We start from the raw sequence: 12,775 nt of genomic DNA on the forward strand, positions 1-12,775 counted from the left end.
CGGGCGCCGGCCCGCACCTGCCGCCGACCGGGCAGCCCGCGTCCTCCCCGAGGGGACCGGCTGCCCGGTCGGTGCGTTTCCGGGGCGCTGCGGTTCCGGGACGGATCGTTGACAGTGCTGGTGTGACAGTGCCACTGTCACGACGCACCCGAACGCACCGTGAGCGAGGAGTCCGTCGTGGGGACGAGCACCCGGCCATCCGTACCTGCCCCTGTCCGGAAACCGGTCCCGGAGAGCGCCCCGGAGACCGCCCCGGAACCGGCCCCGGCCCGGCGTACCGTCCTGCGCGGCGCGGCCGTCGGCGCCGCCGCCGTCCTCGGGGCGACCGCGGCCCGCAGTGCCCCCGCCTTCGCCAGTACGCCGGGCCGCCGGGTCGCCGTGCTCGGGGGCGGCATGGCCGGGCTCGCGACCGCCCACGAGCTCGCCGAGCGTGGCTTCGACGTCACCGTGTTCGAGCCGAAGGCGTGGGGCGGCAAGGCCCGCAGCATCCCGGTCCCCGGCACTGCCGCCGGCGGGCGCGCCGACCTCCCCGGCGAGCACGGGTTCCGGTTCTTCCCGGGCTTCTACCACCACGTCCCCGACTCCATGAGGCGCACGCCCTTCGGCGACAACCCGCACGGCGTCTGGGACAACCTGGTCCCGGCGATGGGCGCGAAGTTCCTGCGCGGCGGCGACCGGGCCGACGCCTTCATCTTCGGGATCGGGCCCGACCCGCAGGCCCTGCTGACTGTGGACGGCATCCGGCGTTACCTGACCGAGTCGCTGAAGGGGGAGAACGTCCCGCCGGACGAGCTGGCCTACTTCGTCGAGCGGATGATGGTCTTCGTCACCAGCTCCGACGAGCGCCGGTTCGGCCAGTGGGAGAACGTCAGCTGGTGGGACTTCGTCGGCGCCGCGACGAGGTCGCCGGACTACCAGCACGTGCTGGCCGCCGGCCTCACCCGCAACCTCGTGGCCGCCAAGGAGACGCTGGCGAGCACCCGCACGATCGGCCACATGGGCGAGGCCTTCGTCTACAACATGATGGGCCGGGGCAACGACGGCGCGATCGACCGCGTCCTGGACCTGCCCACGAACGAGGCCTGGATCGACCCCTGGATGACCACGCTGCGGGGTCTCGGCGTGCGCTTCGTGAGCGGTCAGCGGCTCGCGTCGTACGAGCTCAGCGGGTCGCAGGTCAGCGCCGTCTGGCTCCAGGACGCCTCCGGTGCCCGCACCCGGCACGAGTCGGACTGGTTCGTCAGCGCGATCCCGGTCGAGCAGGCCCGCACCTACTTCACCCCGGCCATGCGTGCGATCGACCCCGCGCTGGCGCGGCTGGACCGGCTCCGCACCGACTGGATGGTCGGCATCCAGTTCTACCTGCGCGAGAAGGTCGACATCACCCGCGGCCACATCACCTTCATCGACTCCCCCTGGGCGCTCACCGCGCTGACCCAGGGACAGTTCTGGAGCGCGCGCGACTTCCCGGCCGACTACGGCGACGGCACGGCGGTCGACAGCCTCAGCGTCGACATCTCCAACTGGGACGCGCCCGGCATGGTCTACGGCAGGCCGGCCAAGGAGTGCTCGCCCGACGAGGTCGCCACCGAGGTGCTCGCCCAGATCCGCTACCACCACACGGCCGGTGACCTGCTTCCCGAGGGGATCGTGCACTCGTGGTTCCTCGACCCGGGCGTGCAGTGGGACGCCGCGTCGCGGCGCAACACCAACGAGACGCCCCTGCTGGTGAACACCGCCGGCTCGTGGCAGGACCGCCCCAGCGTGCGGACCAGGCTGCCGAACCTCTTCCTCGCGGGCGACTACGTGCGCACCGACATCGACCTGGCGACCATGGAGGGCGCCAACGAGTCCGGGCGCAAGGCGGCCAACGCGATCCTGGCGAGCGCCGGCTCCACGGCCGCGCCGGCCACGACGTACACGCTCTGGCGCAACCCGGTGCTCGCGCCGGTGCAGGCCGCCGACGCCCTGCTCTACCGGGCCGGGCTGCCGAACGCGCTGGACGTGCCGGTCCCCGGCCGGTACTGACTCGGTCACTAGGGTCGGGGCGTGCCCGACTGGATCCCACGGCTCCGCGACGCGCTGCTCGCCGCCGACTACGGCTACGACGGCGTCGCCGACCTGCTCGGTACGACGGCGCACGCGGCGCTCGCCCGCAACGAGACGACGCCCGGGCTGCGGCGCACCACCGGCGGATCCCCGCTGGAGACGCTGACCCGGCTCTGGCTGCTGCAGGCGACCGTCCCGGTCGAGGCCGTCGAGCGCGCTCTGCCGGGCCTGCTCGACGAGCTGTGCGCCGCCCGCGTGCTCGACCGGTCGGTGGGAGAGGTCGCCGCGCGGGTCGACCTGCGCCCCTACGGGACCGACGAGGGCAGTCTCTGGGTGCTCGGCGATTTGACACCCGGGCTCGACGGCGGCCCGAACCGGGTCGGCGCCGACCACGTGCTCGGGATCAGCCCGGCGGCCACGTCGCTCGCCCAGCTCACGGTGCGGCGCCCGTTCGGCTCCGCGCTGGACCTCGGGACCGGGTGCGGCGTCCAGGCACTGCACCTGGCCCACCACGTGGAGCATGTCGTCGGCACCGACGTGAACCGCCGCGCCCTGTGGATCGCGGGCCTGAACGCCGAGCTCAACGAGGTCGGCATCGACCTGCGTGAGGGCAGCTTCTTCGAGCCGGTCGCCGGCGAGCGCTTCGACCTGGTGGTCACCAACCCGCCGTTCGTGATCTCGCCGGCCACGGGGGAGCGGCTGGTCTACCGCGACTCCGGCCTGCCCGGGGACCGCGCGGTGGAGCACGTCGTGCGCGAGATCCCGCGCCACCTCGCGCCCGGCGGCTACGGCCAGGTGCTCGCGAACTGGGCGATCCTGCGCGACCACCCGTGGGACGAGCGGCTCGGCACCTGGCTGCACCCTTCGGCAGGCTCAGGACAAGGGGCGGCGTGCGACGCCTGGGTGGTGCAGCGCGAGACCCTCGACCCGGCCGAGTACGTCGAGCTCTGGCTCAAGGACGCCGGGCTCCACGGGTCCGCCGGCTACCTGGAGCGCTACGACACGTGGCTCTCGTGGCTCGACGACCAGGGCGTCGACGGTGTCGGGTTCGGCTGGATCAACCTGCGGTCGAGGGAAGGGGGGCGGCGGGCGACCGGCGGGGACGACCATCGGCTCGAGGAGTGGCGCTGGGAGGTCGAGCAGCCGCTCGGCGACGAGGTCGCGGCGCACTTCGACCGGACCGCGCTGCTCCGCGGGCTCACCGACGATGCGCTGCTGGCCAGCCGTCCGAGGCTGCGCGCGGACGTGGTGCAGGAGACCCACGGGCCGGTCGGGGCCGAGGACCCCAGCACGATCGTCCTGCGCCAGCAGAGGGGCCTGCGTCGCGCGCGCCAGGTCGACACCGTCGAGGCGGCCCTCGCGGGGGCGAGCGACGGCGACCTCACCGTGGGCCAGCTGCTCGGCGCGCTCGAGCAGATCCTGGGTCCGGACGCCGGTGGCACGGGCCGGCTGCGCGGCGTACGCGAGCTCGTCGCGGAGGGGTTCCTGGAGGTCGGGTAGACCGGTTCGGGGCCGCTCGGCCCGAAGGGCCGGGGGCGGACGGCACTGGACACGGGAGCCGGCACGGTGGACCCTCGCGCTACGTTGTGCACCGGCAACCCGCCGCGAAGGACAGGAAACCTCAGCAGAAGTGGCACACAAGCTCGTCATCGTCGAGTCACCGGCCAAGGCCCGCACCATCGAGGGCTACCTCGGCCGGGACTACGTCGTGGAGTCGTCCATCGGCCACATCCGCGACCTCCCCCAGACCGCTGCGGACATCCCGGCGAAGATCAAGGGTGAGCCCTGGGCCCGCCTCGGCGTGAACGTCGACGACGGCTTCAAGCCGGTGTACGTCGTCTCCCGCGACAAGAAGGCGCACATCGCCAAGCTCAAGGGCCTGCTGAAGGACGCCGACGAGCTCTACCTCGCCACCGACGAGGACCGCGAGGGTGAGGCGATCGCCTGGCACCTGCTCGACGAGCTCAAGCCGAAGGCCGACCTGCCGGTCAAGCGGATGGTCTTCCACGAGATCACACCGCAGGCGATCCAGGCCGCGGTCGAGACGCCGCGCGAGATCGACATGGACCTCGTCGAGGCGCAGGAGGCCCGCCGCATCCTGGACCGTCTCTACGGCTACGAGGTCTCCCCCGTGCTGTGGAAGAAGGTCATGTCGGGCCTGTCCGCGGGCCGCGTCCAGTCGGTCGCCACGCGCCTCGTGGTCGACCGGGAGCGCGAGCGGATGGCGTTCCGGGCCGCGTCGTACTGGGACCTCGAGGGCACCTTCGACGCCGGTGCCGAGCACGACCAGCGGATGTTCCCGGGCAAGCTGCACAGCATCGACGGCGTCCGCGTCGCCCGGGGCAGCGACTTCGGCGACGACGGCATGCTCAAGCCCGGCTCCGCAGTCGTGCACGTCGACCAGACCCGGGCGCAGGCCCTCGTCGAGGCGCTGCACGACACGGCGTTCACGGTCCGCTCGGTCGAGTCCAAGCCGTACACGCGCAAGCCCTATGCGCCGTTCCGCACGACCACGCTGCAGCAGGAGGCCAGCCGCAAGCTGGGCTTCAGCGCCTCCTCGACGATGTCGGTCGCGCAGCGGCTGTACGAGAACGGCTACATCACCTACATGCGTACGGACTCGACCACGCTGTCCGACACCGCGCTCAACGCGGCCCGGACCCAGGCTCGAGAGCTGTACGGCGACGAGTACGTCCCCGATGCACCGCGGGTCTACGCCTCGAAGGTGAAGAACGCCCAGGAGGCGCACGAGGCGATCCGTCCCGCCGGCGACAACTTCCGCACGCCCGCTCAGACCGGGCTGACCGGTGACCAGTTCCGGCTCTACGAGCTGATCTGGATGCGCACGATCGCGTCGCAGATGAAGGACGCCGCCGGCAATTCGGTGACCATCCGCCTCGGCGGTCCGTCGGCAAGCGGCGAGGACGTCGTGTTCTCGTCCAGCGGTCGCACGATCACCTTCCACGGGTTCCTCAAGGCCTACGTCGAGGGCAACGACGACGCCGACGCGACTCGTGACGACGCCGAGAGCCGGCTCCCGAACCTCACCGAGGGCGCCTCGGTCAGTGCCGCGGCGCTCAAGGCCAGCGGGCACGAGACGAAGCCGCCGGCCCGCTACACCGAGGCGTCGCTGATCAGCGAGCTGGAGGGCCGCGAGATCGGCCGGCCCTCGACGTACGCCTCGATCATCGGCACGATCCTCAACCGCGGCTACGTCTACAAGAAGGGCACTGCGCTGGTGCCGGCGTGGCTGGCGTTCTCGGTGATCCGGCTGCTGGAGCGGCACTTCGAGCGGCTGGTGTCCTACGAGTTCACCGCCCGCATGGAGGACGTGCTCGACGAGATCGCCGGCGGCCGCAAGAACCTCCAGACCGAGCTCGCGGAGTTCTACTTCGGCAGCGCCGACGTCGAGGGACTGAAGAAGCTGGTCACCGAGCTCGGTGACATCGACGCCAAGGAGCTGGCCACCTTCCCGGTGCTCAAGCCGAACGGTGAACCCAGCGGCATCGACCTGCGCGTGGGCCGCTACGGCCCGTACGTCGAGGACACCACGGCCGAGGGCGAGACGCTGCCGCGGGCCAACGTGCCCGAGGACCTGCCGCCCGACGAGCTGACCGAGGCGATGGCGCGCGAGCTGCTCGCGAACCCCGCCGGCGCGGAGAAGGAGCTGGGCACCGACCCCGGGACGGGCCTGCCGATCGTTGCCCGCAACGGTCGTTACGGGCCCTACGTCACCGAGGTGCTGCCCGAGGACGCCCCCAAGAAGCAGAAGGCGCGCACGGGCTCGCTGTTCAAGGACATGTCCCTGGACACCGTCACGCTCGAGCAGGCGCTCCGGCTGCTCTCGCTGCCTCGGGTCGTGGGCACCGACCCCGAGAGTGGCGAGGAGATCACCGCGCAGAACGGCCGCTACGGGCCGTACCTGAAGAAGGGCACCGACTCTCGGTCCCTCGAGTCCGAGCAGCAGCTGTTCGACATCACCCTCGAGCAGGCGTTGGCGATCTACGCCCAGCCGAAGGCCCGGGGCCGGGCTGCCGCCGCGCCCCCGCTCAAGGAGCTGGGCAACGACCCCGTCTCGGGCCAGCCCGTGGTGGTGAAGGCCGGCCGGTTCGGCGAGTACGTCACCGACGGTGAGTTCAACGCGACCCTGCGCAAGGACGACACCGTCGAGGCGATCACCCTCGAACGCGCCGCCGAGCTGCTCGCCGAGCGCCGGGCGAAGGGACCCGCCAAGAAGACCGCCAAGAAGGCGGCCAAGAAGGCGACCGCCAAGAAGGCGACGGCGAAGAAGACCACGAAGAAGGCGGCGGCGAAGAAGTCCTGACGGTTGCCGCTGGTTGAGGTGCGAGCGCCAGCGAGCCTCGAAACCACCCAGGCGGCACCTGTCCGGAAGGCCGTCTAGGGTGTCCACGTGGCGACAGGGCAGGGTGTCTACTCCGACGCCGGTCTCTTCCTCTGCTTCGAGGGTGGCGAGGGTGCCGGCAAGTCGACCCAGGCCGCGCTGCTCAACGACTGGCTGGTCGCGCGCGGGCACGACGTGCTGCTGACCTTCGAGCCGGGTGACACCCACGTCGGCAGGGATATCCGCCGGATCGTCCTCGACCCGGCCACCGGTCACCTCGCCGACCGCACCGAGGCGCTCCTGTACGCCGCCGACAAGGCCGAGCACGTCGAGAAGGTCGTCGCCCCGGCGTTGGCGCAGGGCACCGTCGTGATCACCGACCGCTACGTCGACAGCTCCCTGGCCTACCAGGGCACCGGCCGGGCCATCGACGCCGCCGAGCTCGAGAGCGTGCTCCGCTGGGCGACCGGCGACCTGCGGCCGCACCTCACCGTGCTGCTCGATGTCGAGCCGAGCGCCGGGTTGGCGCGCTTCGACGAGCGCGACCGGATCGAGGCCGAGGGCCTGGACTTCCACCGGCGCGCGCGCGAGGGCTTCCTCGCCCTCGCCGCCGCCAACCCCGACCACTACCTTGTCCTCGACGCCCGTGACGACCGCGATGCGCTCGCCGCGCAGATCCGCGAGCGGGTCGAGGGGCTGCTGCGATGACCGTGTGGGACGACCTCGTCGGCCAGGCATCGGTGATCGGTCGCCTGCAGCAGGCCGTCGCAGGCGACATGACGCACGCGTGGTTGTTCACCGGACCCCCGGGCTCCGGTCGCTCCAACGCCGCGATCGCGTTCGCGGCCGCCCTCCAGTGCGAGCAGGGCGGCTGCGGCCAGTGCCACTCCTGCCACAACGTGGCGATCGGCTCCCACCCGGACGTCCGGGTCACCCGCACCGAGAAGCTCTCGATCGGCGTCGACGACGTCCGTGAGCTGGTCCGCACCGCCGCCCTCGCGCCGGTCGGCCGGGGCTACCAGGTGATGGTGATCGAGGACGCCGACCGGCTGACCGAGCCCGCGGCGAACGCGCTCCTCAAGGCGGTCGAGGAGCCCAACGCGCGCACGGTCTGGGTGCTCTGCGCGCCGACCGTCGAGGACGTGCTGCCGACGATCCGGTCACGCACCCGGCTGGTGGTGCTGGCGACACCGAGCAGCGACGACGTGGCGGCGTTCCTGCGCACCCGCGACGAGGTCCCCGACGACATCGCGCTCCACGCCGCGCGCGCGAGCCAGGGGCACATCGGCCGCGCCCGGGCCCTCGCGCGCGACGAGGACACGCGCGAGCGCCGCCGCACGGTGGTCAGGATCCCCGCCGGCCTGACCTCCCTGCGCGCCTGCATGCTGGCCGCCGCGACGCTCCACGACCTCGCCAAGGACGAGTCGGATGCCCTCACGGGCACCCACGACGCCCGCGAGAAGGACGAGCTCGACCGCATGTACGGCGTGGTCGAGCGCGGTCGCCGCCCGCGGGAGTACGCCCCGGCGCTGCGCGACCTGGAGAAGTCCCAGAAGACCCGGGCCAAGCGGCGCCACCTCGACGTCGTCGACCGCGGCCTCATGGACCTGGTCTCCGTCTACCGCGACGCGCTGACCCTCCAGCTCGGGGCCGGGTCGGAGGTCGTCAACGAGGAGATCCGCCCCGAGGTCGAGCGGCTGGCCCAGGCCACCACGCCCGAGGACAACCTGCGCCGGATCGACGCGGTCTTCGAGGCCCGCGAGCAGATGCTGGAGTTCAACGTGCCGCCGATGCTCGCACTCGAGTCGATGATGGTGGCGTTGCGCGTCCGCTCGGAGTCCTAGCCCGCCGTACGCTCTGCGCATGGCTGTCGACCGGAGCCGGCGTGCTCGCGCCGTCCGTCGCCGGCGCCGGCGGATGGCGGCCGTGGAGCACGACCTCAGTGCGGCGCAGTGGAGCCTGCTGCAGGAGCTCTGGGGCGGCTGCGCCTACTGCGGCGCGTCGGACCGGCCGCTCCAGCGCGACTGCGTGCTGCCGATCTCGCGCGGCGGCCGGTACACCCTCGACAACATCGTCCCGGCCTGTGGTTCCTGCAACGCGAGCAAGTGCAACGACGAGGTGACCGGCTGGCTGCGACGTCGGCGGCTCGACGAGCGCGCGTTCCTCGAGCGGCACGTGGCCGTCCGGGCCGAGCTCGCGGCGCGCGGGCGCTGAGGCGGCGACCGGCCGCCTGTGGAGGTGCGACAGCCGGTCCGCCCGCCGGGTGCCTAGGCTCTGTCCATGTCGTTCACCCCTGAGCCGCCTGACGGCCCCTCCCTCCCGGCTGCCGGAGGGCCATCCCGGCGCAACCCCGTGCTGGTCGGCGTGCTCGTGGGCGTGCTGGTCTTCGTGGTCGCCGCGGGCGGATTCGTGGGGTGGAAGGCCGCCTCCGGCCAGGACGACGGACCGACGACCGCTCCGACGCCGAGCGCGGACGCCTCGTCGCCCTCGACGAGTGCCAGCCCGACCGCGCCGCAGCCGAGCACGGACCCGAGCCTGGCGTCCTTCTACCACCAGAAGCTGGCCTGGCACGCCTGCGGCCGCGACCAGTGCGCGCTGCTCTCGGTGCCGCTCGACTACGCCAACCCGGACGCCAAGACCATCCGGCTGGCGGTCCTCAAGGTCCCGGCGTCCTCGAAGTCGGCCCGCGTCGGTGCCCTCGTCGTCAACCCGGGCGGCCCCGGCGGGTCGGGCGTCAGCTATGCCGCGGCGGGCTCGCTTCAGTTCGGCACGGCGCTCTCCCGCGCCTTCGACATCGTCGGATTCGACCCGCGCGGTGTGGGACAGAGCGAGCCGGTCAAGTGCCTGGACACCAAGCAGCTGGACGCGGTCGTCGCGTTCGATCCCGACCCCGACACGGCCGCTGAGCGCACCGAGATGGACAGCCTGATCCACGGGTTCGGCGAGGGGTGCCTGCAGCACAGCGGCGACCTGGCCCGGCACATGTCCACCCAGGAGGCCGCCCGCGACATGGACATCCTGCGCGCGGCCCTGGGCGAGCCGAAGCTCGACTACCTCGGTGCGTCGTACGGCACCTTCCTCGGCGCGACGTACGCCGACCTGTTCCCGACCCACGTCGGGCGCTTCGTGCTCGACGGCGCCATCGACCCGGCGCTGACCAACGAGCAGCTCTCCCTGCAGCAGGCCCACGGCTTCGAGACCGCGCTGCGGGCCTACGTCGGGGACTGTGTCGACCAGGGACGCTGCTTCCTCGGCAATACCGTCGACGCCGGCGTCGCACGCATCCAGGCCTTCCTGGCCCAGGTCGAGAAGAAGCCCCTTCCCACGGGTGACAGCCGCCAGCTCACCGAGGGCCTCGCGATGCTCGGCATCTGGATGCCGCTCTACATCAAGGACTACTGGGGCCAGCTCTCCTCGGCGCTCCAGCAGGCGATCGGGAGCGGCAACGGCTCGCAGCTCCTCGGCCTGGCCGATCTCTACACCTCGCGGGGGCCGTCGGGCTACACCGACAACTCGATGGAGGCGCTCTACGCGGTCAACTGCCTCGACCACGACGACTACATCCAGACCGCCGACGTGCCCTCCCACTTCGCCCAGTTCCAGCAGGCGTCGCCGACCTTCGGGCGCGCGTTCGCGTTCGGGCTGTCGACCTGCTCGCAGTGGCCGGTGCAGAGCGGGCAGCACACGGTGGCGCTGCACGCCGCAGGTGCGCCGCCGATCGTGGTGATCGGCACGACCCGCGACCCGGCCACGCCGCTCGCGTGGGCCCAGGCGCTCTCCCGGGAGCTGCAGTCGGGCCGCCTGATCACGCGTGACGGCGACGGTCACACGGGCTTCCAGCGGGGCAACGGCTGTGTGGACGACGCCGTCGAGACCTGGCTGATCCAGGGCAAGGTGCCGAAGGCCGACCTGCACTGCTGAATACCACCCGGGTATGCCTCAGGTCCTCCGAGCGGTGACCGATCATTAACCTCGAGGCGATACCCCCGGAGGTACTAACATGGTCGATCCGACCGGCGTCGAGCGCGTGCTCGCACCTGAGGACATCATCGTGTCGAAGACGGACCCGAAAGGTCACCTGACCTACGTCAACGACACCTTCATCGACATCAGCGGGTACGGCGACGCGGAGCTGATCGGCAAGCCGCACAACGTGATCCGGCACCCCGAGATGCCGCGCGCGATCTTCCGGCTGCTCTGGGACACGATCAAGGAGCGGCAGGAGATCTTCGCCTACGTGGTGAACCTCTCGGCCGACGGCTCGCACTACTGGGTGCTGGCCCACGTGACCCCGTCCCTGGACCAGCGCGGCACCGTGATCGGCTACCACTCCAACCGACGCTCGCCGAGCCGGGCCGCGCTGCGGGAGATCATCCCGCTCTACGCGCAGCTGCTCCGTGAGGAGAAGAGCCACCCGAACGCCCGCGCGGCGACCGACGCCTCCAGCGCCCTGCTGGAGCGGATCCTCGCGGACCGTGGACAGACCTACGACGAGTTCGTCTGGGAGCTCATCTCACAAGGAGAAGCAGCAGCATGACCGATCTGCAGACCGTCCCCCGGCGGAAGCTGACGTCGAACTCGGAGACGGCCCGCGAGCTCGCGGCGTACAAGGCGATGGTGGCCGCGGTGCTCGAGACCTGCCGCAAGGCCGGCACGGGTGACCTCGAGGCCCGCACGCTCTTCGTGGCCGAGGCCGCCGACTACCCCGAGCTGGTGGCGCTGCGGCACAGCCTGAACCGCGTACTCGACCTCTCCGACGCGTTCATCCGCGAGGCGGGCGCCTCGCTGACGTCGGCCAGCGAGGGCCGCTACCACCGGCGCTTCCTGGAGCAGGGCATGCCCGGCCACTTCCGGGTCGGCGTCGACGCGATCAACGCCGGCCGTGAGGGCATGAAGGTGGCTGCGGACGCCGTCACCGCGAGCGAGGAGGAGCGGCAGAACCTTGCGATGCGGTTCGAGGACGTCGTGGTCGCGCTCACCGAGCAGCTCGTGGCCTCCTCCAGCACGCTGTCGAACGCAACCGCCGGCCTCACCAGCGCGGCTCGCGGCGCCGGCGACGAGGTGGTCCGGGCCCGGGAGACCGTGGACTCCCTCACCGAGTCCTCGCTGCAGATCGAGGAGGTCGTGAAGGTGATCGACCAGATCGCCTCCCAGACCCGTCTGCTCGCGCTGAACGCCACCATCGAGGCCGCGCGTGTCGGGGAGCTCGGCAAGGGCTTCGCGGTCGTGGCCAACGAGGTCAAGGAGCTGGCCAGCCAGACGCAGAGCGCCACCCAGCGGGTGAGTGACCAGGTCGCGATGATCCAGGGCGCCAGCAAGGACGCCGTGTCCGTGATGGTCGAGGTGGGTACCACCGTCGAGCAGATGAACACGATGGTCGCCGACATGGCCCGCGCGGTCGACGGCGACGGCGCCGGCGAGGTCGGCATCAGCCGCGCCACCGGCAACCTGCGCGACGAGGTCAGCGGCTTCCTGCACGCGATGCGCACCTGATCCCGACGCCCTCGGGACCCGTTTCGTGCCCCGGCGCGACTCGGCCCTATACTCGTCCGGCGTGCCCCGCCGACGCTGGGCACGGCAGCAGCACTGGCCGCCTTAGCTCAGTCGGTAGAGCGATTCACTCGTAATGAATAGGTCGTCGGTTCGATTCCGACAGGCGGCTCCAGGGCAGGTCTCTGACCTGCAACAACGCGCACAGGCGCCCTGATTCTCAGGGACCGAACCGGCCGCACTCCGGTGGAAGTCCGGTAGAACTCCCGAGAAGGCGGCGCAGACGGCCGTTCAGCGGCTCAGGCGGCCCATCCCCCGCTCTGGGCGTGCTCGGCCGGCAAAACCGCATTCCTTCCTCACTGCCCATCTCTGCTCCCGGCGGGGCGAGTCCGCAGCGAGGTAGTAGCCGATTCGCACTTGGGTGCTGCGCCGTCGCGGTGTAGCGAGGGCGGGCGGGGAACCGACTGCACACCGCCGCATGTGGGGCCGCGAAGTCGGAGCAAGCCCGCCTTGGGACACCGACGACCGCATGGTCACAGCGACGGTCACCTACGCCGACCTCGACGGCCAGAGTCTCAGCAGGCAGGAAGGCCGAGAGACTCTGATGCGAACGTGCTCGACGGCATGGCGTCAGATGAAGGCTGCCAGCGAGACGACGCCACTGGTGACTTCCGCGCGCACGCCCTCGCTTTCGGCTGGCTCACCTGTCGACCATGGCTCCATCGACTTGGGCGGCACAAGGGTCGTGGGTGGTCAGGCCGTCGACGTGCTTCCAGCGTCCGGGTCAGGAGTCGATGTGATCTGGGCGAGCTGGTCGGTCAGGTAGGTACGGATCCGGTCCCGGTTCTCCTGTTCGAGCTGTTCCAACTGTGCCACCTCGGCCTCGAGGGCGGC

The 12,775-nt window shown here is 71.4% G+C and carries 9 protein-coding genes and 1 tRNA gene; all 10 read left to right on the plus strand.

Annotated elements, in window-relative coordinates:
* Window positions 1-177 precede the first annotated feature (177 nt).
* The 10 genes from EFL26_RS10555 to EFL26_RS10600 all read left to right on the plus strand — a co-directional run bounded on the left by EFL26_RS10555 (window position 178) and on the right by EFL26_RS10600 (window position 12,056).
* Entirely contained in the window at window positions 178-2,028 is a 1,851-nt protein-coding gene (locus tag EFL26_RS10555) for a hydroxysqualene dehydroxylase (RefSeq protein WP_123222873.1), read from the plus strand.
* Between the two features lie 21 nt (window positions 2,029-2,049).
* Window positions 2,050-3,549 carry a DUF7059 domain-containing protein gene (locus EFL26_RS10560; RefSeq protein WP_123222858.1) on the plus strand — a complete coding sequence of 500 codons (1,500 nt, stop codon included), beginning with the start codon at window positions 2,050-2,052 and terminating at the stop codon, window positions 3,547-3,549.
* A 130-nt stretch (window positions 3,550-3,679) separates the two neighbouring features.
* Window positions 3,680-6,373, plus strand: coding sequence for a type I DNA topoisomerase (gene topA, locus EFL26_RS10565; protein WP_123222859.1), 2,694 nt, complete (start codon window positions 3,680-3,682; stop codon window positions 6,371-6,373).
* Between the two features lie 87 nt (window positions 6,374-6,460).
* Entirely contained in the window at window positions 6,461-7,099 is a 639-nt protein-coding gene (gene tmk / locus EFL26_RS10570; protein ID WP_123222860.1) for a dTMP kinase, read from the plus strand.
* On the plus strand, window positions 7,096-8,235 hold the full coding sequence (locus tag EFL26_RS10575) for a DNA polymerase III subunit delta' (RefSeq protein ID WP_123222861.1): 1,140 nt from the start codon (window positions 7,096-7,098) through the stop codon (window positions 8,233-8,235). The genes tmk and EFL26_RS10575 overlap by 4 nt, the downstream gene beginning before the upstream one ends.
* A 19-nt stretch (window positions 8,236-8,254) precedes the next feature.
* Window positions 8,255-8,605, plus strand: coding sequence for an HNH endonuclease (locus EFL26_RS10580; protein ID WP_123222862.1), 351 nt, complete (start codon window positions 8,255-8,257; stop codon window positions 8,603-8,605).
* 66 nt (window positions 8,606-8,671) lie between these two features.
* Window positions 8,672-10,312 (plus strand): alpha/beta hydrolase, encoded by a 1,641-nt coding sequence (locus EFL26_RS10585; RefSeq protein WP_123222863.1) that lies wholly within the window; start codon window positions 8,672-8,674, stop codon window positions 10,310-10,312.
* 79 nt (window positions 10,313-10,391) lie between these two features.
* A complete protein-coding gene (locus EFL26_RS10590; protein WP_123222864.1) occupies window positions 10,392-10,928 on the plus strand; it encodes a PAS domain-containing protein in 537 nt (178 codons plus the stop codon).
* Window positions 10,929-11,338: 410 nt separating this feature from the next.
* The gene (locus EFL26_RS24995) at window positions 11,339-11,884 is read left to right on the plus strand and encodes a methyl-accepting chemotaxis protein (protein ID WP_425464107.1); all 546 of its coding nucleotides are present in this window, start codon (window positions 11,339-11,341) and stop codon (window positions 11,882-11,884) included.
* Between the two features lie 96 nt (window positions 11,885-11,980).
* Window positions 11,981-12,056: transfer RNA gene (locus EFL26_RS10600), tRNA-Thr, on the plus strand.
* Window positions 12,057-12,775 lie beyond the last annotated feature (719 nt).

Source organism: Nocardioides pocheonensis (assembly GCF_003725535.1).
Classification (GTDB): Bacteria; Actinomycetota; Actinomycetes; order Propionibacteriales; family Nocardioidaceae; genus Marmoricola; species Marmoricola pocheonensis.